Raw genomic sequence first — 25,948 nt, 5'->3', positions numbered from 1 at the left:
GTCCACCTCTTCGTTTGCTTAAAATATATCCATTAGCTTTTCAAGTTCATCCATGGTCAGGTCATCGTCTCCTACATCACTAGGTGTAATTTGCGCTTCATCTTGTGATACACAATGTGAGATGAGTGCCTTCACGTTCTTTTCTAAAAGGTCCTTAAACTGTTCCATCGTTTGCTCTTCGAATTCAAGCTGGTGATATGAAATCGTCATATGGAACATGCCCTGTTCTACGAAACCAACAATATCTAATGCATGAGGTTTCTCTGATTCTGGACTTAATGATTGACCTGCCTGCCAAGTGGATCGACTTAGTTCACCCCCGCCAATCTGTTCATCAAACTGACCAAGATAGTTAAAGCTGATATCTGGCGTGACATCAAATGCGATACCGTCCTTCATTTTGTCAGGCGTTAAGTATTTTAAAACGCCATAGCTGATTCCCTTGTTCGGAATGTGTCTGAGCTCTTCTTTCAAAAGCTTGATTTGATACGAAAGATCCTCCGCATGCGACAAATCAAGCAGCACAGGATACATGCTCGTAAACCAGCCGATGGTCCGCGACACATTGACCGCCGGAAGGATGTCTTCCCTTCCATGTCCTTCAAGGTGAATAAAGTGTCTGTCTTCTCCTGTCCACTCTTTCAGGGTCAATCCTAAAGCGGTTAGCAAAATGTCATTGATTTCCGTATGGTACGCTTCATGTACTTCTGTCAGTAGACTGCGTGTTTCTTCCTCAGACAGCGTAAAGCGAATGGTTTTTGTATGCAGCATTCTTTGATCCTCTGTAACATGATCCTTTTTCAGAGGTGCAGTTAAATGCCCAAGTACCTTTTTCCAATAGTCCCTTTCTGCCAGCAGCTCATCTGACACTGCATATTCCGTCAACTTCTGGGCATATGCTTGGAATGAATGTGTTTTTTCAGGAAGTGTCAGCTCTTCCCCACGCTTCGCCTGCTCATAAAGAGCCATGAAGTCTTCAAGGAAAATACGCCATGACACACCATCAATGACAAGGTGATGTACAACGAGCAATAAGTGATCTCCATGATCGGTACGGAAAATCGCAGGTTTGACTAATGGTCCCTCTGTTAAAGAAATACTCGCCTGCACTTCATTTGCCAGCTTTTCTACGTGCTCGATTTGCTGTGATCGTTCTCCTTGTACTTCTATCACGTCCACCGCTACATCGTTTTCGTCTACTCCACGATGACGCTGGATGATGCGTCCTTCTTCTATCGGATAAACCAATCGCAAAGCATCATGATGGGTCATCATCTGCTCGAGCACTTGCTTGACAAGCGCTTCATCCAAACCATTTGCCGCATGGAGCATAACGGACTGATTCCAATGATGCTGGCTGCTGAAGTTCCGTTCAAAGAACCAGCGCTGTATCGGTGTTAAAATAACCTCTCCTTCGACAGCTGACTGATCGGCTGTGAGAAGGTCCGCTTCTTCGATATATGGGCGAAGCTCCGCAATCGTTGGGTATTGGAAAAGCAGCTTCATATCGAGCCTCCAGCCCTCTTGCGTGAGTCTGCTTGCCATTTGGATGCCTTTAATCGAATCTCCGCCAAGGAAGAAAAAGTGGTCGTGAATACCAACTTGGCTGACGCCAAGTACATCTTCCCAAATGCCGCAAAGCAGTGTTTCCACTTCATCTCTTGGCGCTTCGTATGCAGTTTGATTCTCTTCCACATCAGGTGCTGGCAGTGCTTTGAGATCCACTTTTCCATTTGCCGTCATCGGCAGTTGGTCTAGCTTGATGATCCATGATGGCACCATATATTCAGGCAAGGTGCGCTTTAAGCTATCTTTCAAAGTGGTCGCTTCTTCATCTGTGATGACATAAGCGACAAGAGCGTCTTGATCACTTGCGTCTTTGACCGTTGTCACGACGGCTTCTTTCACTTCATTTAGCGCAAGGAGCTGTGCTTCAATTTCTGACAGCTCAATACGGAATCCGCGGATGCTCACTTGATGGTCTTTTCTGCCGAGGTAGATCAGCTCACCATCCTCTGTCCATTTCACCAAATCACCTGTGCGGTACATGCGCTCTCCTGGATAAAATGGATCTGGGACAAACCGTTTGTCCGTTTCCTCTGGGAGATTCCAGTAGCCTCTTGCCAGTCCTTTCCCCGCAATCACGAGCTCACCCGGTACGCCTTGCGGCGAGAGGTCATATAACGAACCCATAATGTAAAAACGAGTATTGGCAATCGCTGTTCCGATAGGAAGCGTGCCTTGATCTGGATCAATGATCCCGCTTGTCGCCACGACCGTATTTTCTGTTGGGCCGTAGTTATTGACGAGTTTGTATGGAACGGGCTTCACCTGTTTTAGCTTGTCCCCGCCTGTCAGTAAGTAACGGAGAGAATGATTGTCCATCGACATAAACTGCTCACATAGCTGTGTTGGCAAGAATGCAATGGTGATGCCTTCGTGATTAAAATACGAATTGAGCTTGATCATATCGAGGCGAATCGCTTCGTCGATGATATGGAGCTCTGCGCCGGCCATCCACGTCGGGAACATTTCCCAAATGGAGGCATCAAAACCAAAGCCGGCATATTTGGCGGTTCGGTCTTGTTTCGTCACCTGGAAAGCATCATTGTGCCAAAAAGCAAGATTGACAAGAGACTGGTGCTCGACCATGACACCCTTCGGCTGTCCAGTCGTTCCAGATGTGTAAATCATATAGGCGAGATCCGTTGGTTTGACAGGAACCTGAATCTCGTGTGCTTCTCCTTCTACTGCCTCTTCTATGAAGAGGGTATGACCTGTGAAAGAACGTGGTGCAGTGAGCCCTTTCTGAATCAGAAGGACCTCTGCCCCGCAATCTTCCAACATGTAGGCAATGCGCTGCGCTGGATAATCGGCATCAATCGGCACAAATGCCGCACCTGCCTTGAGAACCCCAAGAACAGCGGCTGTCATCTCGAGCGATGGACGCGTGAGAATGCCGATGCGGTCTCCCGGTTTTGTGCCGCTGGACATAAGTCTTGCGGCGACTGTATTCGCCCGGTTGTTCAGTTCTTCATACGTCCAGCTTGTGCCGCAGAAGGCAGCGGCTTTTTGATGAGATACTTCCTGCGACTTCGCCTCAATCAATGCATGAACCGTTTGATCTGTCGGGACATTTAGGATAGGGCCTGACCATTCATCAAGCAGTTTTTGCTGCTGCGCTGGTGATAATAATTGCATCTGATCTAATAATTGATCTGGTGCTGACACCATTTGTTCGATCAAGTAAAGGAAATACTCCTTCCACTTCTCAATCGACGACCGTTCAAAGATAGAAGAATTAAAATCAAACACAAGCTCGATTTGATCGTCAGATTCGTTTCCAGTTAAGGTTAAGTCAAATTTCGCTATGTTCTCATTGAACGGCTGGGGAATGATATCAAGTCCATCCATCGACAGGTCACGAATATCTGCATTTTCCATCGAGAACACCACATCAAAGATTGGATGGCGGCTTGTGTCGCGAACCGTTTGCACTTGGTCCACCAATTCTTCAAATGGGTAAAGTTGATGTTCATTTGCCGCTAACACAAGCTCATGAACTGTTGACGCAAATTGAGAAAATGTCTGGTGTCCTTCCGGTTTTGTTCTGAGTGCCAGCGTATTCACAAACATGCCGATGACTGATTGAATATCAGGATGAGTTCTGCCCACCACTGGAGAACCGATCATGATGTCTTCTTGTCTCGAAAGCTTGCTTAAAAGTGTACTGTAGCAAGCAAGCAGCACTGTATACGTTGTACCGTTGAGTGATCTAACCAGCTCATCCAATTGCGCTTTAAGCGCACCGTCTATAGAAAATTCGACGCGGCCCCCTTCAAACGTCTGAACCTTTGGTCTCGGAAGATCCTCAGGCAACGCCAAAACAGGCAGTTCTCCTTGTAATTGTTCCAACCAAAACGCCGCTTCAGCCTCTTTTTGTACAAGAGATTCTTCACTGTTTGACCAAACCGCATAGTCCTTATATTGAATAGGCAATTCATCAAGTTCGTCTCCTCGATACAAGATCGATAGCTCATCAATTAAAATACCGACAGACGCACCATCTGAAATGATGTGGTGCATATCAATCAACAGATAATGAACACTCTCCGATTCAGACACAAGCCCCACTCTAAGCAGCGGCGCTTTTTCTACATCAAATGGACGAATAAAATCATTCATTAATTGCTGAATGTCTCGGCCTTCCCCTTCGATGTTTTCAATGTTCACAGAAACATTCGTTTCAATTCGTTGAACAGGTTCACCCTGAACGAAGTCAAAGCTCGTACGGAATGCTTCATGACGATGAACAAGCTGGTCAATGGCTTTTTTAAATCGTTTTTCATCAAATACACCTTCAAGCTTTAAAGCAGCTGGCATATGATAGCTCTGCTCGGCATCTGTCATTTTTTGCAGAACAAACAATCTTTTCTGAGCAGATGTCACAGGATAAAAAGCCGCTTCTTCCGCTTTTTCCACTCGTCTGATTTCAGTTCGATCTGTTTGATCCACCGCATGGGCAAACGCCTCTAAAGTGGGTGATTCAAATAATGTTTTCAACGTACATTCCACATGCATCTCTTCATAGAGCCTGTTCAGCATTTTCATGCCGCGCAGTGAATGACCACCGCATTCAAAGAAATGATCATGTCTGCCGATTTTCGGAACTTCAAGAACTTCCTGCCAAATATGTGCCAATATACGCTCTGTATCTGATTGAGGTGGGACGTATTCATTTGCCGCCTGCTCACTTACATCAGGTACCGGTAATGCCCGTCTGTCTACCTTGCCATTCCCCGTTAGTGGCAGCTCGTCTAATTGCATGAAGAAAGCTGGCATCATATAAACAGGGAGTTCTCGTCCTGCTTGCTCACGTAAATCCGACAGCGGAACAGCACCTTCTGCTGTGAAATATGCACACAATGCATCATTTGATATCGCAATGACAACGGCTTCCTTCACTTGCGGATGCTGCAATAGCTGGTGTTCAATTTCGCCAAGCTCGATACGCTGACCTCGAATCTTGACTTGATGATCGATTCGCCCAATGAATTCAATATCTCCATTTGACAGCCATCGTGCGAGATCGCCCGTTTTGTACATGACTTCACCAGGTCGGAAAGGATTTTCAACAAACTTTTCGCTCGTTAACTCTGGCTGGCGATAATACCCCTTGACCAGTCCGTCACCTGCGACACAAAGCTCTCCAGCTACTCCCGGCGGCTGCACATGTCCAAACTCATCGACAATATAAACAGCCGTTTGACTCACCGGCTTTCCGATCGGAATCGATAGTGCTTGTTCTTCAATGTGATTCACCGGATAATACGTTGTGAAAATCGTGCTTTCAGAAGGTCCATACATATGAATAAGTTTGTCTTCTCCAACCGTTTCAAGGGCTGCCACAACATGCGGCACAGAAGCACGTTCCCCGCCAAACAGCACTTTTCTGACGTTTTTCAGGCTGCCTTTTTTCATATCAATCAGTAAGTGAAATAGAGCGGTCGTGATCATTAAAATACTGACTTTTTCCTTCTCAATCGCGCCAGAAAGCTCATTCATATTTAAAATGTGATCCTTTGGCAAAACAATGAGTTTCGCTCCGTTCAATAAAGCGCCAAACACATCAAACATAAATGCATCAAATACATAGTTTGAAAGGCTCATCACCGTGTCTTCATGATGAATGGTGAGATAATTCGACTGCTTCACTGTTCTCAAAATGTTCCGGTGCGTCACCATGTTCCCTTTAGGTTTGCCTGTCGTACCAGATGTATAGGTTAAATTCGCCAAGTCCAAAGGCGAAACACATACAACTGGATTGCTCTCTGACTGCTGATCAACGGCTCGATCTTCTGTTTCTATGATTTTCCCTTCAAACGCAGTAAGCACAGAGCGATGACGCAGCACCTGATGGGTCAGGACAAACTGTGCACCACTATCTGTCAAAAAGTGCTTGATGCGCTCATCAGGGAAGTCAGGGTCGATTGGCACATAGACACCGCCAGCCTTTAGCACAGCTAAAACCGACAACACCATCTCATTGGAACGTTCAAAGAATAAAGCCGCTGTCATCCCTTTTTCAAAACCATGTTCACGTAAATAATGAGCCAGCTGGTTCACTCTGCGATTCAGCTCTTGATAAGAAAGAACCTCATCTTTATATTGCAAAGCAGGCTGATGACCATGCTGCTGTACTTGCGATTCAAATTGCGTCACAATGGTTTCTTCCACAGGATATGGCGTAGGTAACGGGTTCCACATCTTCAATTGAGCCGCTGCTTCTTGTTCAGACAGTAAGCGGTATGATTGAATCGCTTGCTCCGGCATTTCGACCATCTGCTCCAGAAGATAAACATAATGCTTGAGCATCTGCTCGGCAGTACTTCGTTTAAATAACGCCGTACTGTAATCGAGAACAAAGGAAAGACCATGACTTGACTCCATCGCTTGAAGTGTGAGATCAAACTTTGCAATATGGAAATTGGTTTCCTCGGCTTCGACTTTCATCTCTCCAATATGCTGGGTTGTTGAATGATCTGGCGTTAGAGTAAAGACCGTATCAAATAATGGATGGCGGCTAAAATCTCTTTGCACATTTAGCTTTTCAAGCAGCAGCTCGAATGGATATTGCTGATGCTCAAACGCCCTCATCGTCTTTTCCTTTACTTGCTCAATCAACTGCGTCATTGAACCGTTCGGATCTACCTCTGAACGTAAAGCAAGTGTTTGGACAAACATGCCGATCATGTCATTCAAATCTGCATGCACCCGGCCTGCTGTTGGCGTCCCCACCACAAACTCCTTTTGACCTGTGTATTTCGCAAGCAATGTATAGTAAGCAGAAAGCAACACGGTATACAGCGTCGTATGATGATTCGCTGCAAGCTCCTGCAAACGGCCTGTTAACGTCTCATCGATGTTTCTGAGAACGCGGTCTCCAGCGAAAGACTGGACAGCCGGACGCTGATAATCCGTTAGCAGCTGCAAAGCAGGGATATCTCCTGAAAATTCTTTCAGCCAGAATGCTTCATCTATTTGCCCGCCTTGCTCTGCCTGTTGTTCTTGCCAAACAGCATAATCTTGATATTGAAGCTTCAATGGCGCTTTCACTAATCCCTCATATGCGTCAGACAGCTCACGCAGCATCAAATCAATTGAAAGACCATCTGAAATCAGATGATGCATATCGAAATAGAGAAGATGCTCCCGGTCATGTAAAGACTGTAGACCAACACGCAAAAGCGGAGCCTGCTCAAGATAAAAAGGTCGGACGAATTGACGCATGTTTTCTTCCATCGTACTGCCTGTCACCTGTTCTATTTGAAATGGGACGGATGAAGCTACCCGCTGACGAGGGACTCCTTTGACTGTATGAAAAGAAGTGCGCAGCACATCATGACGTGCGATCAGTTTTTCAAAAGCTCCCTCCAACTTCTCTCGTTGCAGCGTTCCTCTTAATTTCACAACGGCAGGCATATGATAGGCGATGCTCTGCTCCAGCTGAGTCACCATATAAACACGCTGCTGCGCTGGTGACAGTGGATAATCGGCGGCAGTCGGTGCTTTCGGTATGACCACTTGTGAAGACTTTTCCGCTTGTTCAATATAAACAGCAAGTGCTGAAATCGTTTGCTGTTCAAATAAAACAGATAAAGGGACCTCCACTTGAAAAGCCCGCTGAACGAGTGTAAGAACTTTCATCGCTTTGAGTGAATGCCCGCCTAGGTCAAAGAATGAGTCGTACACACCTATGTTCTCTTGATGAAGAACGTCTTCCCACAAACGAACAAGCTTCGTTTCTACATCGTTTCTAGGCGCTACATAAACAGCACTGACAGCCTTGTCTCCTTTTAATACAGCAAGCGCACGCCGGTCGACTTTCCCACTCACTGTCAGTGGAAATGCCTCAAGCTGCTTGAAATAAAGCGGCATCATATAAGCTGGCAACTGATGTTTGATAGCGGCTTGCAGGGTGTTCACGGAAAGAAATTCTTGTCGTGCTTGATAGTAAGCACTTAAAGCCTTTCCACCGTCCGGTTCATCCACGACAAGGACAACAGCCTGATCGACTCCGTCTACCTGCTCCATGACCGCCTCAATTTCACCTGTTTCGATGCGGTAACCTCTTATTTTTACTTGGTCATCTATTCTTCCAAGGTAATCAATTGTGCCGTCTGGAAGCCATCTCACTACATCACCTGTGCGATACATCCGGTCTTCAGGAAAAAATGGATCTGGTCTGAATGCCTTCTCCGTCAATTCAGGCTGATTCACATAGCCCCGTCCAACTCCTATTCCCGCAATGCATAGTTCTCCCACAGCTCCCTGCACCTGTAGTTGTTCATGTTCATTTAAAATATAAATCCGGTGATGGCCCAGTGGCTTTCCAATTGACACATAGCGCTGTTCTGGTGACTTCTGCAGCTCACTGAGATCTAGACGGTGAACCGCCGCATCCACACACGTTTCTGTCGGACCATACACATTCCACAAGGCAAAATCCGGCTGGCTGACACGCACAGCTTCAATCAGCGCCTGCGCTGCTTTCGCAGGGAGTGCTTCTCCCCCAATCAGCATATGAGTCAGTGCAAGCCCATCCAAATCAGCTGCAAGTAAAAGCTGCACATGTGCTGGCGTTCCATCTGTTGCCTTAATTTGATGTTCTTTGTAATAAGCCGCTAGCTGTACACCGTTTCGTGTCGTTTCTCTTGGCACAATATGAAGCGTATGTCCAAATAAAAGAGCAGCAAAGATTTGTTTAACAGATGCATCGAAATGGAACGGTGCAAGAAGCGCCACTTGAAGCTGATTTGCCCCCTCATACACTTCGTGATGCAGGGCATGAACCAAATGATGCAGCTGAAGATGCTCGATCATCACTCCCTTCGGCTTTCCAGTTGTACCCGATGTATAAATAAGATAAGCCAAATCCTGTGATGTCGTCTGATCGATCAGCTCAGGCAGCGGACGATCTTCTAATTCCATATGCTGCTGGACAATCATTTTTTCCGCAATGGATGAATATTGCTGAACAAACGATTCTTCTGTTAAAACGATAGAAGCACCAGAATCTTCTACAATAAATTGAATGCGTTCCTCAGGTAATGCCGGATCGATCGGTACATATGCACCGCCAGCTTTTAATATCCCAAAAATGGCAACCATCGCATCTGCCGTCCGTTCCATTAAAACGGCAACTGGTACATCACGCGAGACACCTTTCATCTGTAAAAACCGTGCCAGTTTGTCCGCTTTTTGATACAGCTCTCCATAAGTGAACGTTCCATTTTCCGCTACCACAGCTGCCCGTTCTGAATACGTTTTAGCTACCTCATCAAATAAGTGGTGAACTGGTTTCGCTCCTGGTAAATCAAATGCTTCTCCCTTAGATAATTGAAGCAGTTGCTTTTGTTCATCTGCTGGCAGTAAAGAGAGAGCCCCAATCAGCTGATCTGGCTGAGAGACCGCCGCCTCCAGCAAAATGATCAATCGATCAAACAGCTTACTCATATCGTCTTCACTAAATAGGTCTGTACGGTAATCCAAATCAATGGTCAATGTATCTGTATCCCAGCGGTCCTTCACATGAATCGATATATCATTCATCCCGCTTCCACTAAAAATCGGCTCCGTAATGAACGAAAGATTCTCTTTTTTCTGCCACTGCATGACCTGATACTCTAAAGAAATATCAAACAGGCGCCCTGTAAATCCATCTCTTTCCCTTAAATCATTCATGAGCACATTGTAAGGATATTTTTGATGACGCAAGATCTTCATCTGATCCGCCATGACCTGCTTCACGAAATCAAGAAACGTGAGGGATCCTTGCACAGATGCGCGCATCGGAATGGTCGACACAAACATCCCAATCATCTTTTTTTCCTTTGCATTTGTCCGATTGCCCATAAAAGTGCCAAGGACCACATCCTCCATGCCGCTAAATCGGTGCAAGTAAATATAGACAGCGGACATAAACATAGAAAGCATACTGACTTTCTCTTCTTCACAAAAGACTCGAAGCTTCTCCTTTAAAGAATCAGGAATATCCCCTGAAAATCTCTCCGCATGTAAGCTCATCTCGTAACCTTTATGCGGTGTTAAAGAAGCGAAATCTGGAATATTGGAAAATTGCTCGTTCCAAAAAGCTTGGTCTTTCTGAAAACGTTTAGAAGATTCATACGTTTGCTCACTCATGATGTGATCAACGAAGGAAATGTCTTCAATTGGGGAGATGTCTGTCCCCTGCAGCATGTCATGGTATAGATCAATGATTCGATTTCCCATCAAGATAATTGAAATACCATCAGCCACAATATGATGTGCTTTACAGAACAGCCAGCACTCTTGATCACTGATTTGAAAGACCGTAAATTCAATTAAGGAACGATCAATCAGTTCCATCGGCTCACGAATCTCCTCGTTCGCCCACGCTCTGACTTCCTTTTCACTCCAGCCTTTCACCAAACGAATCGGCTGTTTTTCATATGGCTTGATATATTGAACGGGCTCCTCCTGCTCATGTCGATACACCAGCCTTAAACGAAGAGAATCAGTTTCACGAATGTACGCTTGAAGCACATCCACGATCAAAGAAGGATTTAGACCTGATACCGATCTTAACTTGGCAAACCCACCCAAATTAGAAATACTTGTGCCTGGATAAAATCTTTCCGTGTAGAATACTCGCTTTTGCGCATGTGTTAAGGGGTAATAAACTGTACTCATTCTCATCCTCCGCTCTTCTATGTTTTCTCCACCAACTGTGATACCCTGCACCCTCTATATCAAAAGAACCAAGTCTATTTCATTAAAATAGACGGAATAACAAAAAAGGAGCCCACCCCGAATAAAACGGAGGGACTCCCATTTTGATTCGGTAACCTGCCGACCATAGTAAAAAAGCAACTTTTACCTTAGGACATGGCTTTGCGTCTCTATGTTTCCATAGATTTGCCTTTTTCTTCTTTTCTTTTAGATATTTTCTATTTACGTCCACTTTATATGAAATTATTGTTTTTTTCACCGAAAAATGGGTGTAAAGATTCATGCGTTATGCCGAAGGGATCACATCATAATTTACGATATTTACCGAAAATAACTAATAATAGTTGCGTTCCACCGAAAATAAATGACCGATTACCGCAAAAATTTCATGTTTTTCCTTAAATTTTTCAAATATGACCGAAAATGTAGGAGAGAGGTCTCCTATCACGCCTCGCATTTTCTTAAACCTTAAGAACTATATTCCATAAAACTTTGAATATTTTTACCATAAAAAACAATACAAAAAGAGCTGTCATTTCAAATGACAGCTCCTTGTTTCTTCATTATATTTACATCACCTTAGACAGACCAATCGTTTTCTCAATAATGAGCAACGCAATGATAGAAATGATAATAAATATGACAGATATCGCATTGACACTCGGATCAAAAGTTTGCTCAATGTAATTAAACGTCCTCACGGGAATCGTAATGGTTTGAGGTGAAGAAACGAACAAACTAATCGAGATTTCACCAAATGATGTCACAGCAGAAAACACCCCACCTGCGATAATACCAGGCTTGATCAAGGGCAGTGTCACACGAAAGAAAGTACGTATGGGCCCTGCACCAAGATTCATGGAAGCTAGCTCAAGACGTGGATCAAGATTTGAAACACTGACACCCACGGTTCGTACCACATAAGGAAAACCAATGATGACATGCCCAATGACTAATGCCCACAAAGACCCTGTAAAGCCCATAGCTGTAAACAAATACAGCATCGCAATCCCTAATACCACTTGAGGAATCATAAGAGGTGACAAAATAAAGGCTTGAACAGCTTCCTTTCCCTTAAAGGAAAGCCTTGCTAAAGCATAAGAAGCCATCGTTCCTAAAAGAACAGTAAGCGGCGTCACAATCAATAACAGAATCACGCTGATACGCAAAGATTCCATCCATTCTGGATTCGACACGACCTCATGAAACCAGCGAACGGAAAACGAAGTCGGCGGGAATTCAGGAAAAGCATTCGGACTAAAAGCAGAAAGAACAATGACAAGAACAGGTACGGTTAAAAAGAGATAAACGAGTGAGCCTGCGGTCCATATCAGAACCGAAAGCAAACGGTCACTTATTGATTTTTTACGCATGCATCCTCGCCTCCCAACGCTTCAATAGATAGCTTAATAGACTGACGACCGCTAGCACACAAATCAATAAAGTAAAGGACATCGCAGCGGCAAGAGGCAAATTATACACCTGCATGACCTGCTGATAAATGGACAGTGGCAAGAGCGGTTGCATCCGTCCGCCGACTAGCAGAGGAGTAATATAACTTCCTGCTGCAAGTGAGAAGACAATAATTGCTCCGGTGATCATGCCTGGAATCGTAAGCGGCAAGGTCACATGAAAAAATGTCCGAATACGACCAGCACCAAGACTCATAGAAGCCGGTCTTAAGTGACGGTCCATATCAGTTAAGCTCGTTGCAATAGGCAGCACTGCAAAAGGCAGCATCACTTGAACATAAGCAATAATGACCGCATTCATATTCCACAGCATCGATAGCGGTTTCTCAATCAGATGTAAATCGATCAGCATGCCATTGATCAAGCCATTTTGAGAAAGAAGAACGATCCATGCAAATGTCCGAATGACGACACTCGTCAAAAGCGGCGATACAAGTAAGATATAGAAAAAAGCCCGCAATCTTGGGTGAGGTGCTTTCACTAGCACATAAGCTGCTGGATATGCCATCAATAAACAAATCACCGTTGTCTGTAAGGCCACCCACACAGTACTTCCAATTGCTTTCACATATGCATCTGTCGTAAATACATGTAAATATTGAGACAAACTATAGGATTGTAACGTATTCATCATCGAATCCACATCACGAAAACTGAGGACAAACATCATCACAAGCGGAGCAAGAAGGAATACAACTAGAAACAAACAAGCTGGCAGCAGCATAAACCAATGAAAGCGCTGATTCTTTTTTTTGATTCGCATCACGCATGCACCTTCGAATCTAAGAACACAATATCTTCAGGCTGCCAATGAATATGCACAGTTTCTCCAACTCGAGGCAGCTCGGGAAATGCTGCGTCTGATGCATGGACAATGATTTCACCTTGATTAAGCCCAACGACCAAACGTAAAGAGTGCCCAATATAACTGACATCTGCCAACACGCCTGTGACATGATTTGGCTGAACTTCCTCCCCGCCAGAAGATAACTTGATTCTCTCAGGACGCAGCATGAGTAAATGCTTCTCGCTCTTCTCTTTAAATGCGGCTTTTAGCTGAACTTGCTTCCCGTTTGATTGAATGAAATGTGGAACAGTGTATGTGGAAGTAACTTCATCATACTTCGCTTCAAATAGATTGACCTGTCCGATAAATTCAGCAACAAAACGATTATTTGGCTGACGATATACTTCTAAAGGTGTCCCAATCTGCTGAATTTTCCCCTCACCTAATATCCCAATTCGGTCGGAAAGACTTAAGGCTTCCTCCTGATCATGCGTCACAAGAATAGTCGTAATTCCGACATTCCGTTGAATATTTCGCAGCTCCGTCTGCATATTTTTTCTTAGCTTTGCATCTAGGTTACTAAGTGGTTCATCCAGAAGGAGAACGGCAGGCTGGATAGCAAGTGCACGTGCAATTGCGACCCGTTGCTGCTGACCACCACTTAATTGGTGCGGCATACGTTTGGCAAATGACTCTAATTGAACAAGAGACAAACTCTGCATCACCTTTTGCTTGATTTCCGCCTTCTTTTTCTTTTGAACCTTCAACCCATATGCAACATTATCAAATACGGTGAGATGTGGGAAAAGTGCATAGCTTTGAAAGACCATCCCCGTTTTCCTTTGATAAGGAGGTAAAGTCGTCACATCATGATCACCAATATAGACGACTCCTTTTGTCGGTTCTAAAAAACCGCCAATGATATTGAGTAAAGTTGATTTTCCGCAGCCACTAGGGCCAAGAAGGGAGAAAAACTCTCCCTCTTTTACCGTAAGACTGACATCATCAAGAGCAATCTGTTCGCCGAAATGCTGGCTGATATGTTCTAAATTGATTCCACTCATGCGATCACCTATTTTCCTCCGCCTAATACTTCATTCCATCGATTCGTCCATTGACCGAGCTCTGAAGTCGCTGTTTCATAATCTACCCAAGTCAGCTTGCTATAATAATTTTCGCCAACCTTCACTTTCCCTTTAATCTTGTCTCCGTATTTCACATCAGAATTCGACATACCGTAGTAAGATTTTTCTGAGAAGGCTTCTTGAGCTTCTTTCCCACTAAGGTAGTTTAATAGCTTATAAGCCGCTTCCTCATGCTGACTTCCCTTTGTTAACGCCCAGCTCGCAACTGCTGCCACAGCGCCTTCTTTCGGATATGAGAATCCAATATCCATCCCTTCTTCTTCAAGTGCAAATGCTCGGCCATCCCAATATGGAACTGCCGTCACGTCACCACGTTCTAACAGCGTTTGAATAGACCCTGGGTTATCAGGAAAAGCAGCTACACGCCCTTTTAATTGTGCGAGGCTTTTAAATGCTTTATCAATATCCTTAGGATTTGATTCTGTCCCTCCTTGAGCATGGACAAGTGCAGAGAAAAATTGTAAGCCCGCTGAATAAGTTGGGGAAGAAATCGCCACTTTCCCTTTCAGCTGATCGCTCCATAAATCTGTCCAGCTGTTTGGCTCCTGTTTGACAAGATCTTTTCTATAAGCAATTCCAAGCTGTCCCATACTAAAGCCTGCTGCATATTGTTTTCCATCAACAGTGAGTTTCTTTTGAACAGAACGATAAAGCTTTTTCACATTTGGCGCTTGATCTTCATCAATAGGCGCAAGAACGTTTGCCGCAATACCTCTTTGAATCGTATCAGGCTGTAAAATAAGCAAATCATACGGTGGATTTTTACCATTAGATGCTTTTAATTTTGTAAACCATTCAGAATCTGCCCCAGAGACCGTTTGTACTTTAATGCCTGTATCCTTTTCAAACTTTTCGAGGATTGGCTTAATATTCTTTTCCCAATCCCCTCCGTAGACACCAACGATCACAGTCTGCTGCTGTTTACTTTGATCATGCCCATTTCCACCGCATGCAGACAGCAGTAACATGACGGATAGGACACCTGCAAATATGGCGATTACTCTTCTTTTCATGATTCATTTCCCCCTTTTTGTTGATTCAACTGACGAAGTGCTTGAATAATATCCATCTTTGTTAACGGTTCCTGTCTATGACTAAAATGAGAATGAACCGCATGTTTATAGTGCGTACGCTCATTTGCTGGGTATGAACGAAGCTGCACAGCAAGCTCACTGCTGGCTTCGTCCGTCCACACTTTCTCATAAGCTGCTCTTTGTTTTCCAAAATCCCAAGCGACAGCATCAGCATCATTCATCTTTTCACGAAGCCTGCTCGTCTGCTCGTCATCAATTTTCCATTCATTATGATATCGATAGACTTTGACGCCATATTGCTGAAGTGCTCTTTCTTCACTTAATAGCCCTGCTTCCACTTCATGAAGGACTTTTTCTTTCATTCTAGCAAATGGATTCCCCCATCCTCCTCCACTTGGTGAAACCAATTGAACAATATCGCCTTTTTCAAGACGCATGACATCAATTTTCGGCTGGTTTTGTGTCTCCCCATTTGGTTTGGTCAATTTCACCTCACCAATTGCTCCTGCACGTCCGCCCATTAACCCCCAAGGTTGAAACTTCATTCGTTCCATTCCTCGTGCCGTCACCATCGATTCTGGCTTGATCATTTCAAATTCTAAACCAATCGCATGTCCCCCTCTATGTTCCCCTGCTCCACCTGTGTTCGGTAGCAGTTCATATCGGTGTACATGAATATCAATATGCTGTTCCAAGCTCTCGATAGGTGTATTTTTTAAAAAGCCTGACGAATGATCAATTCCATCGACTCCATCAGTCCCTTTTTGAGCACCGCCGCCTCCGCCTAACGGTTCGACCACAGACATTTTTCTGCCTCCTGTTTGATCATCAGGAACTGAGAGAACGACGATAGCGGATTGACCTGCACCTGCCGCCGGCACTGCTTCAGGCAACAGCTTACCAATAGCACCTAGCACGACATTATACAGTCTCATTGTAATGGAATGCCGAATACCGACAGAAGCCGGATATTCTGGATGGACAAGCGTTCCTTTAGGTGAAATCACGTCTATCGGATACGTAATCCCACCATTAATCGGAATAAAAGGATCTTTACTAATGATGTAATTAATCAATCCTTGATATAAGAAGGAGTGCTTTTGACCATTGGTGACAAGATTAAAAGCTGTCTTAACTTGCGGGTCACACTCAGAGAAGTCCAGTGTCAGCTGTTTCCCTTTGACCGTCAGCTTGATCTTTAATCGGATCGGCACATCCGAAATCATATCATCATCCAAATAATCAGCGAATTCACTCGTTCCATCAGGAATGGCTTCAATTACTTTTCCGGCGCGATCCTCTGCTTGCTTCAGCAGATCAATCATTCCTTGCTTCACTTCGTTTTTTCCAAATTTCTCGATCATTTCTTTTAGTCTGATTTCTGCTGTATTAACAGCGGCAATCATCGCATTAATATCGCCATCATTTAAATGACTCGCCCGGCTATTAGCTCTTAAAAAGGTACGAACAACCTGATTCTCTTTTCCACCTTCATAGATTTTCACTGGTGGAATTCTTAATCCTTCCTGATGAACATCTGTTGCAGTTGGAGAAATGCTTGAAGGGACAAGACCTCCCACATCACTTACATGAACAAAAGACCAGGCATAACTGACAATTTCATCTTCTATAAAAATAGGTTTGATGATATGAACATCTGGCAAATGAGTCGCTAAACCGTCTGTCGTATAAGGATCATTTGTGATGATAATGTCACCCGGCTGCATCGGTCCGCTTTCTTCAATCGCTTTTTTGAGACTCAGCCCTAAAAAGATCGTGACACCGACTGTTTTTGGGTAAACAAAGAAATCTCCAGAAGGCGTGGCTAATGCTGTGGCAAAATCCGCCGATTCTTTTACGAATGTTGTAAAAGATGTCCGCTCAATGACATGTCCCATGCCTGATGCAATCGCATTAAAATAACTCCTCATCATCTCAAGCTTTGCTGGATCAGTTCCCATGTAAAGCCGCCTCCCTTGAAATCACCAAGTTTCCTGAATGGTCTATGCTGCCTGCCCAGTTTGGCAAAATCAATGTTGTCGTATCATCTTGCTCAATGATGGCAGGTCCATTCACAACAGCACCTAATGACAAAGTACTCCGATTGTAAACAGATGCTTCGTACTCTTTTTCTTCTATAAAGATTCGTCTGTATGATTGTGGTATTAAAGGCTGTCCGCTGCTTTCATCAACAGGAGAGAAAGGCAGTGGAGGTGTTTCACCTATAACCCGAACTCGCAAATGAGTAAATTCAATGTTCGCCTGATCATCTCTATGGCCATATTGACGCTCATGCAGGTTGTGGAAAGCTTCAATCAGGTGATAGACGTCTTGTTCCTGCTTTAGCCAATCCACCGATAATGGCAATTCAATCTCAAATGCCTGTCCTTGATAGCGGGCATCTGCTAATAACAAAATGGACGTTTGATTGATATGTTGAATGTTTTGCTGGCTGAACCAATCCGTTGCTTTGCGAGAAAGCATTTCATAATCTTGTTTTAATTCGTCAATCGTATAGTCTTGTAAGCAGATTTTCTTAGACAACACAGCATCATGGATAAAATCGGCTGTAAGTGCACCTAGCGCACATAATGTTCCTGGACTTGGAGGGACGACCACATTTTTTGCATGAATTTCTCTCGCAAGGAAATTCGCAACAACAGGCCCTGCCCCGCCAAATGCCAACAAACTAAAATCTCTAGGATCAAACCCTTGCTGCTCCATGACATTGCTTAGTTCTGTGTACATATTGGCAACAGCCACTTGAATCAACTGGTCAGCCGCCTGTTCGACCGTTCTATGAAGCTGATCAGCAATTGGCTGAAAGGCTATTCCCGCTGCAGACCGCTGCAATTGTAAATGTCCTCCGGCAAACCGTTCTTGATTGAGGTAACCGCATATGAGAAATGCATCGGTTAAAGCAGCTTTTTTTCCCTTTCCATACGAAGCAGGACCAGGCTGCGAGCCAACTGATTCCGGTCCTGCTTTAAGAAGCCCGCCTTGATCAAGCCATGCGACAGAACCTCCGCCAGCCCCTATCGAATACATTGCAACAGATGGAAGAATGATCGGAAATCCTGAAAGCTGATTCGATTGAGCCATTGTAGGCTGCCCATTTTGAATGATCGAGATATCTGCACTTGTGCCACCAACATCAAACGTAATTAAATTGGGTTCATTTGCAGATATTGCAATTCTTGCTGCACCAATTACACCAGCTGCCGGGCCAGAAAAAAGAGTTTTAACGGGTGAAGTAGCTGCACTTTCTGCATCCATTAAACCACCATTTGATTGGGTAATGTATGGAGAAATTGGTACACCTTCTTCTTTCAAGCGGTTTTTCAACGTTTGTAAATATTGTTTCACCTTTGGTTGAATGTACAAATTGACAACAGACATCACTGTCCGCTCATATTCTCTCATTTGTGGCCATAATTCTGATGATGTCAGGACTTCTAACTGTGGGTAATGATGATGAATATAGGCTTTTGCCTGTAATTCATGAACTGGATTTTGATAGCTATGTAAAAAAGAAATGACAATGCCTGCTAGTTTTTTAGAGATGACCTGCTGGACAGCATCATCTAATTGCTGCAGTTGGAGAGGTTTTTTGATCGAACCATCGTGTATGAGCCTTTCAGAGATTGGATATACATGTTTTCGTGGTATCAATGGTTCTGGCAATTGAGAATTGAAGTCATAAGGAATGGGTAGACGTAAACGCTGTAATGACAAAATGTCTTGAAAACCTTCCGTTACAAAAAGGGCTAAATCTGCTCCCTTTCTCTGCAATAATGTATTAAGACCGATTGTCATCCCGTGTACGAGATATTGTATTTTGGATAAATCGACACCTCTTTCTTTTAGAAGTTTCAGCCCATTGATAATTCCTTGAGCTGGGTCATCTGTCACTGTAGGTGTCTTGAGTTCAGTCAGCTCCCCTGTCGCTTCATTCATCAGCGATAAATCAGTAAATGTTCCACCTATGTCTATTCCGAGCCGATAAGAGACATCCGCCATTTGTACTTCCCTCCTGCAATGTAATTGGAATCATATTTTGATAAATTACGACATTTTTTGATATTTGACTCCATATTATTAAAGCATATCGGTCTAGTCAATTTTATTTTTTTGAAATTTCTGTGTGTTAAAATCTTGAAATTAGCCCAAAAACCAATCATAAAGCCATTTTGCATCAGCATATATGTTTTTTGAGCAGCAAAATTAAATTTTTATGAGTTTGTACAACGATGAAAAGAGCATAAACAGGTAAAAACCGTTTTTCAAACTTTAAAAGACGTTTTTTCAAAACGAGGAGAATTTGGTAAGTAATTCTGCTATACTTCTGTTTACAAAATACGCTAAAGAGAAAGAGAGCTAGCATCTATGAAACTTCTTAAAACCATTCTCTTGCTTTTATTGATTGTCATTGGTATAGCGACAGGCTATGTCCAACTAGGGCAACATAAACAAGAGACGACAAACTCTTCTTATGACAAAACCATTCACTTTCCATCAGATCGATATCCAGAAACCGCGAAGCACATAGAAGAAGCTATTGACGAAGGTCATTCTTCCATTTGCACCATTGATCGAAAAAATAGTGATGAGCAAAGAGACAAATCACTTCATGGCATTCCAACAAAGCGTGGTTATGATCGTGATGAATGGCCAATGGCGATGTGTAAAGAAGGTGGAGCAGGGGCTTCTGTCAAATATGTACGTCCTTCGGATAATAGGGGGGCAGGCTCTTGGGTAAGTCATCAATTATCAGATGATCCTGATGGCACAAGAATCCAATTTATTATCGAGTAGCACTATCTTTCCTTTTTTCACAACAAAAATTTCTGTGTAAGTGCATTCACGTATATCAAACATTTTTTTCATGCCGATAATCCTTAAGGAGGGATACCCCTACCTTATACCTAAAGGAGTAAAAAGCATGAAGAAAAAAGGAAAACTGAGGCTTGGCGCCAAAATAATGCTGATCTTTTTAAGTGTCCTCATCGTATTTTCAGCAGTTGTTGGTTATGTAGTGAACCGCGAAATGACAGAGAACATTAAGCAAATGGCCACCGAAAAAGCAAAAGGCGATCTAAAGCTAGGATACGCTTACCTAACTGAAAAGGTTGCTGGCTCGTGGCAGATAAAAGATGGCAAGCTTTACAAAGGAAATACTCAAATCAATAACCATGACACATTGGTTGATCAATTGGCCGAATATACTGGTGATACAATCACGATTTTCCAAGGAAATACCCGTGTTGCCACAAATGTCATGTTAAACGGGAAACGAGCTGTAGGAACCGAAGTCTCGCCTGAAGTAAAGGCCGCTGTTTTGGATAAAGGCGAGAATTATTACGGAACAGCCAATGTTGCCGGGGAAGACTACCAAACGGCTTATATGCCCATCAAAAATGATACAGGGGAAACGATTGGTATTTTCTATACCGGTGCAAATCAAAGCATGATTTCACAAATGCTTCAGTCTTTCTTTATTCAATTTGTCACGGTTCTACTGTTAAGTTTAATTGTTTCTGTTATCATTATTTCTATTTTCACAAAGCGGATTCAGACACGTCTCAAACATATGGCATCTGCTATTAAGAGTGCAGGCGAAGGAAATTTAACCATCAACGTGACAGATCACACAGGCGATGAACTTTCTGAGCTGGCAGGTCACTTTAATAAGATGCGTGAGAAATTAAATCACACCATTTTAAATGTAATCAAAACTTCTGAATTAGTAGCCACCTCTTCTGAGGAGCTGTCAGCTAGCGCAGAAGAAACGAGTGCAGCATCAGAGAAAATTACCCATACCATTCAAGAAGTCGCACAATCGTCTGAACAGCAATCAGCCCAAATGACAGCTAGTGAGCACACGATGAGACAAGTATCTAACGAGCTGGTAAACATCACTGAAAATGCGGGACAAATGGCAACAAGAAGCCAGTCCGCACAAGAAATGGCCCAAAAAGGTGTACAAAATATCGGTGAAGTCAATTCACAAATGACATCTATTGCAAAATCAATTGAAGAGAATGGTACAGCAATTCAAGCGTTGGAAACACGTTCAGCCGAGATTGATCAAATTTCCAAAGTGATTACAGATATCGCTAACCAAACAAATCTACTTGCTCTTAATGCGGCCATTGAGGCAGCACGCGCAGGTGAACATGGAAAAGGTTTTGCCGTTGTGGCAGACGAAGTGAGGAAGCTCGCAGAAGAATCGCAAACATCATCCAACATGATTTCACATCTCATTTCCGAAATACAAAAAGAGATGAATCATTCGACGAGTGCCATTAAACGAGTACGAGAGGAAGCGGCTCAAGGGGCTGTTCTTATTTCTCATACAGAGGATTCATTTATTGACATTCAGCAGTCAATGAAGGAAATGGCAGATGGCATTCAACATTTATCAGATGCATCCCAAAAAATCGCAGCTTATACAAATGATGCGAAGCAGACCTTTGCCTCTATCACAGAAGGCGTTAAACTGACGAGTGAACATTCACAACAAGTAGCAGGTTTAACAGAAGAACAATTTGCAGCAATGGAAGAAGTAACAGCTTCATCAGAGGCTCTTGCCCATTTAGCAGGAGACCTAAAAGAAATGGTTTCGCAATTTCACATCTAGATCCCTCAAACAGTAGCGCAAGACGGCGACAATCGTCTTGCTGCCTAACATTCTCTTCAATTATCATACTTTCAAACATTCACTTTTCAACATGATCGCCAGCTGGACAAATTTTATGAATAAAGGAGTTAATCTATATGAATGATTTAAATCAAATGTATCCCCTATCTATCTCCTATCACCAAATCACCGTATACACTGGAAGCACGACGCCACCTGTGATTGATTGGACAGATGACGATATTCTTCAAGGATTCGCAACTGGGGATCGAGGTATTTCTTTTGAAGGCATCAATAACGGAAAGGCTTCTATTATCGTGACATTAAACAGCCATGAGCCTCCATCATCCGTTGATAGAGTCATCACAGTGCCATTTACTCATTCAAGTGATCATGTTTATCTAACAAGCGTCATGGCACAGGTACTGTCTTTCTCCATTCCAAAAGGAGACTATCAGCTCACCTGCTATATATCTGAGCACCCTGATCAAGATCTCTATTATTTTGATTTTCAGACTGCTTAGATCACGCCTGGTCGTACTGCTCAAGCCATTTTTCTGCAAAATCGACTGATTCTCTCATCGGCAATAAATACGAATTGGCTAGCCCGATTTGACTGTGGTTATAACTACATCCTGATTGTAAAAAGTCACGACCAATCTGTTCAAATAGTTCTTCTCTTGTGATGATATCTTGATACTCTTTCCACACCCTCCAACCATTCTCTAAAATGGGGGCCCCTCGTGTCATGAGGTCTTGCTGTGAGATTCGATATTCAGCTAAGTGAAAAGCTGTAACACTCTCGAATGATGTGCCAATTAGCAGCACTTTTGCATCAAGATTGTACATACGTCCAAGAGGTGAATTTTCTCCTAAACCATAAGGAAGCGCATGGTGGTTCAACACTTCATGTTTCCTTTTCCCCCAGGCGGTGAATGAGAAATGAGGATGATTGCTTCTTTCTACGCCTGGGTATTTCCAAAAGGTCTCCGCTACCTTTCCCATTGCTGTTGGAGCTGTGTAAGCCGGATCAAATGCAGGCATCGTGTCTTTGATCGGTTTCCACCAAGAATAAGGAACAGGCGGATTGATCCAATCAGCAGGATCAGACAGCTCTAATGTTTGTGCCGGCATAATCAGTGTTCCTTCATCTGTTAAAATATCCATCATAGCTTGGATAACTGCTATGGCCCCTCCATTCACCCAGCCAATAGATGACAAGGATGAGTGGACACATAAGGTCATGCCCTGCCTCACACCGAGTTGAACCAAATCCGCTTTGATTCTTTCCTTTGTGATCGGCTCAACCTGATGTTCGATTAATTTTTTCATCGGTTATTTCCTCCTGCGCCTCATCTATTCTTGATGAGTGAGACGTTTCACAGCGATAGACAATTTATAATTTGCATGCTTTGTTAGCTCCGTTAAAAATTGATCAAGCTCATCATGACTGGAGAAATGTCCTTCAGCCATATAACAGCCCTCTCCACTTATTTTAAACAGGTTTTTGATTTCTTCCTTTTGATGGAGAAACGATAAAAGCGGTTCATGATCATAACTTCGGGTAAAGAGCTGCAAAAATGTTTGGATGTTCTGCTGTGTCCGCCAGTTAATTGAAATGGTATAGGCTTCAATAATCCCCTCTTCTTCAAGCTTTAAAACTCTATTTTTAGCAGCTTGACCGGTTAAATGGACTTTTTCACCAAGTGCTTTCATCGTCAATCGGCTATTCTTTGAGAGTTCTTTTAATATATCCATATCTGTTTTGTCTAGCATTAGCTCACCTCTTTCAAAAATCAAGTCGTTCCGCTGAAAGACTTTCATGATCCTCTGTCACATGAGGCTCTTTTAATATACTGTAAACTTAATAAGAAAAAAAGGAGGCCTTCTAATGAAAATAACACTCATTCGTAATGCTACTTTATACCTTCAATATGGTCCGTCAACATTTTTAATCGATCCCTTTTTAGCAGCAAAAGGAACCTATCCACCGTTCCCGCATACTGCCAATCAACATGCAAACAATCCAATTGTTGAGCTGCCTGCAAACATTGATTTGGACAAGATATTACAGCCTGATGCTGTCCTGCTCACTCATTTACATGTAGATCACTTTGACGACGAGGCAAAAAAGAGATTAGCTCAAACTTTGCCGATCTATACTCAATCAGAGAAAGATCGCACGGAAGTAAAAGAAGCTGGATTTCAGCATGTTACATGCATTGAAGATGAAATGGATGTTTGCGGTGTTCATATCAAACGAACTGGCGGGCAGCACGGGACAGGAGAAACCGCTAAACGGATGGGACAAGTGAGCGGTTTTGTTTTCTCTCATCCTGATGAGCCTACTCTTTATATTGCAGGAGATACCATTTGGTGTGATGAGCCGAAAGAGGTTGTGAATACATGCCAGCCAGATATTATTGTGGTCAATAGTGGGGCTGCCCAATTTTTAGAGGGAGATCCAATTACGATGACAAAGGAAGAGATTGTAGACATTCACCATACTCAACCACAAGCTCAAATCATCGCCTGTCACCTTGAAGCCGTGAATCATTGTTTATTAACAAGAGCGGCATTAACATCTTACATTCGAGAGAATCATGCAGATCAGGCCATTTTTGTCCCTCAAGATGGTGAGACGCTGACCTTTTAACACATAAACAATAAAAACCGGCACCTTGCTGCCGGTTTTCTTGAACTTATGGTCGATGGTGCTGTGGTTTTTTTAGTAATGGAACAAACCCGTTATTTTTTAAGTGATTGTAATGTTCATCCATTCGTTTTGTGATGTGCGTGCCTTGTTCCTTCGTTAACACACCATACTGAACGTATTTTTCGATCACTTCTTTTCGTTTAGACAAAATTTGCTGTTCAAGTACTTCAATTTGTTTTTGTTGCTCTGTCGTTAATTTTACTTGATGCGTGACGGGGCGCTTTTCCATTTGGGGTGTTTCTCCATGAGCCGTATTCACTTGAAAACCAAATAATATCACCATCGTTAGTATGATCAAACCACTTGTTTTTTTCATCTCTGTCGTTCCCTCCTTTATTCGATTTTAATTTGCGCATCCTTTCCTTTTTTATACATTATTCACACCATCAAATTGCACATAATATTCTTACTTTTTCGCTTTTCATCTGAAAACGTTGTCCTAACTGAAAAAGCGTGCTATGTTTTGTTTTGTATAAAAAATAGAGGAGGATTCTTAAATGAGTCGTTTTTATCATAGAAAACCTATATGGGTGTTGCTTGTTGTGTCTGCTCTCATGCTTGTCATGTCTGCTTGCAATCAATCAGGCTCATCTCAGTCTGGAGAATCAAAGTGGGATCAGATTCAAAAGAAAGGGAAAATCGTGGTCGCTACTTCAGGCACCTTGTATCCTACGTCTTACCATGATACATCGAACGGCAAGGATCAATTGACTGGCTATGAAGTGGAAGTCGTCAAAGAAGCATTTAAGCGCCTTGACGTAAAAGTAGAATTTAAAGAAATGGGTTATGATGGTATGCTCAGTGCCATTAATTCAGGTCAGGTGGATGCCGCTGCAAACGATATCGACATCACAGATGACAGGAAAGATAAGTTCGCCTTTTCAACACCTTATAAATACTCATATGGAACCGCTATCGTCAGAAAAGATGATCTGTCAGGTATTAAAACGCTAAAGGATTTAAAAGGAAAGAAAGCAGCAGGTGCTGCAACGACCATTTATATGGATGTTGCCCGTAAGTATGGTGCAAAAGAAGTCATTTATGATAATGCTACAAACGAGCAATATTTAAAGGATGTCGCAAACGGCCGTACAGATGTCATTTTAAATGACTACTACTTGCAAACACTGGCGCTTGCTGCATTCCCTAAGCTAAATATTACGATCCATCCAGACTTAAAATACATGCCGAATGAACAAGGGTTTGTGATGAAAAAAGACAATACAGAGCTGCAAAAAGAATTAAATCATGTATTAAAAGAGATGAAAAAAGACGGAACCATGAAAAAGATTTCGGAGAAATTCTTTAATCATGCTGACGTCTCAAAGAAAATTGATGTTGATGTCGAAGATGTCGACATTTCTAAATAAGGAGCCGCAGA

15 protein-coding genes and 1 riboswitch are annotated in these 25,948 nt (G+C 43.0%); of the genes, 5 read left to right on the top strand and 10 right to left on the bottom strand.

Annotated elements, in window-relative coordinates; translation table 11 throughout:
* Positions 1–18 precede the first annotated feature (18 nt).
* From NST09_RS01995 to NST09_RS01965, 7 genes are all read right to left on the bottom strand, one after another.
* Positions 19–10,734 (bottom strand): amino acid adenylation domain-containing protein, encoded by a 10,716-nt coding sequence (locus NST09_RS01995; protein ID WP_342493291.1) that lies wholly within the window; start codon positions 10,732–10,734, stop codon positions 19–21.
* 147 nt (positions 10,735–10,881) lie between these two features.
* A riboswitch (cyclic di-GMP riboswitch) is annotated at positions 10,882–10,974 on the bottom strand.
* A 368-nt stretch (positions 10,975–11,342) separates the two neighbouring features.
* On the bottom strand, positions 11,343–12,146 hold the full coding sequence (locus NST09_RS01990) for an ABC transporter permease (RefSeq protein ID WP_008347828.1): 804 nt from the start codon (positions 12,144–12,146) through the stop codon (positions 11,343–11,345).
* Positions 12,139–13,008 (bottom strand): ABC transporter permease, encoded by an 870-nt coding sequence (locus tag NST09_RS01985; RefSeq protein ID WP_008347830.1) that lies wholly within the window; start codon positions 13,006–13,008, stop codon positions 12,139–12,141. Before NST09_RS01985 ends, NST09_RS01990 begins: the two co-directional genes overlap by 8 nt.
* Positions 13,008–14,096: an ABC transporter ATP-binding protein gene (locus tag NST09_RS01980; RefSeq protein ID WP_342493290.1), complete on the bottom strand. Its 1,089-nt coding sequence runs from the start codon at positions 14,094–14,096 to the stop codon at positions 13,008–13,010. The genes NST09_RS01985 and NST09_RS01980 overlap by 1 nt, the downstream gene beginning before the upstream one ends.
* 8 nt (positions 14,097–14,104) lie before the next feature.
* Complete coding sequence (locus NST09_RS01975; protein WP_057078562.1) at positions 14,105–15,190, bottom strand: ABC transporter substrate-binding protein; 1,086 nt, start codon at positions 15,188–15,190, stop codon at positions 14,105–14,107.
* Positions 15,187–17,172 carry a hydantoinase B/oxoprolinase family protein gene (locus NST09_RS01970; RefSeq protein ID WP_017366593.1) on the bottom strand — a complete coding sequence of 662 codons (1,986 nt, stop codon included), beginning with the start codon at positions 17,170–17,172 and terminating at the stop codon, positions 15,187–15,189. The genes NST09_RS01975 and NST09_RS01970 overlap by 4 nt, the downstream gene beginning before the upstream one ends.
* A complete protein-coding gene (locus tag NST09_RS01965) occupies positions 17,162–19,231 on the bottom strand; it encodes a hydantoinase/oxoprolinase family protein (protein ID WP_342493289.1) in 2,070 nt (689 codons plus the stop codon). Before NST09_RS01965 ends, NST09_RS01970 begins: the two co-directional genes overlap by 11 nt.
* Before the next feature lie 366 nt (positions 19,232–19,597).
* Here NST09_RS01965 and NST09_RS01960 point away from each other — a divergent pair, with 366 nt between their 5' ends.
* The 3 genes from NST09_RS01960 (at position 19,598) to comJ (ending at position 22,375) form a co-directional block, all read left to right on the top strand.
* The gene (locus NST09_RS01960) at positions 19,598–20,026 is read left to right on the top strand and encodes a NucA/NucB deoxyribonuclease domain-containing protein (protein WP_007498233.1); all 429 of its coding nucleotides are present in this window, start codon (positions 19,598–19,600) and stop codon (positions 20,024–20,026) included.
* A 127-nt stretch (positions 20,027–20,153) separates the two neighbouring features.
* A complete protein-coding gene (locus tag NST09_RS01955; protein ID WP_342493288.1) occupies positions 20,154–21,851 on the top strand; it encodes a methyl-accepting chemotaxis protein in 1,698 nt (565 codons plus the stop codon).
* 137 nt (positions 21,852–21,988) lie between these two features.
* Entirely contained in the window at positions 21,989–22,375 is a 387-nt protein-coding gene (gene comJ / locus NST09_RS01950) for a competence protein ComJ (RefSeq protein ID WP_050826928.1), read from the top strand.
* Position 22,376: 1 nt separating this feature from the next.
* Here the strand turns inward: comJ and NST09_RS01945 are convergent, their stop codons facing one another.
* Both NST09_RS01945 and NST09_RS01940 read right to left on the bottom strand, forming a co-directional pair.
* Complete coding sequence (locus NST09_RS01945; RefSeq protein WP_342493287.1) at positions 22,377–23,183, bottom strand: AAC(3) family N-acetyltransferase; 807 nt, start codon at positions 23,181–23,183, stop codon at positions 22,377–22,379.
* A gap of 24 nt (positions 23,184–23,207) precedes the next feature.
* Positions 23,208–23,627, bottom strand: a complete 420-nt coding sequence (locus tag NST09_RS01940; RefSeq protein WP_008347846.1) for an Lrp/AsnC family transcriptional regulator — start codon at positions 23,625–23,627, stop codon at positions 23,208–23,210.
* 115 nt (positions 23,628–23,742) lie between these two features.
* Between NST09_RS01940 and NST09_RS01935 the strand changes: the two genes are divergently transcribed.
* Entirely contained in the window at positions 23,743–24,507 is a 765-nt protein-coding gene (locus tag NST09_RS01935) for an MBL fold metallo-hydrolase (RefSeq protein ID WP_342493286.1), read from the top strand.
* A 46-nt stretch (positions 24,508–24,553) separates the two neighbouring features.
* Here the strand turns inward: NST09_RS01935 and NST09_RS01930 are convergent, their stop codons facing one another.
* Positions 24,554–24,883 carry a YckD family protein gene (locus tag NST09_RS01930; protein ID WP_007498247.1) on the bottom strand — a complete coding sequence of 110 codons (330 nt, stop codon included), beginning with the start codon at positions 24,881–24,883 and terminating at the stop codon, positions 24,554–24,556.
* A 181-nt stretch (positions 24,884–25,064) separates the two neighbouring features.
* Here NST09_RS01930 and NST09_RS01925 point away from each other — a divergent pair, with 181 nt between their 5' ends.
* Positions 25,065–25,937 carry a transporter substrate-binding domain-containing protein gene (locus NST09_RS01925; RefSeq protein ID WP_342493285.1) on the top strand — a complete coding sequence of 291 codons (873 nt, stop codon included), beginning with the start codon at positions 25,065–25,067 and terminating at the stop codon, positions 25,935–25,937.
* Positions 25,938–25,948 lie beyond the last annotated feature (11 nt).

The organism is Bacillus sp. FSL W7-1346, assembly GCF_038593335.1.
In the GTDB taxonomy this organism is placed as follows: Bacteria; Bacillota; Bacilli; order Bacillales; family Bacillaceae; genus Bacillus; species Bacillus altitudinis.
The sequence above is the reverse complement of the archived record's forward strand: the minus strand, read 5'-3'. Positions and strand labels throughout refer to the sequence as shown.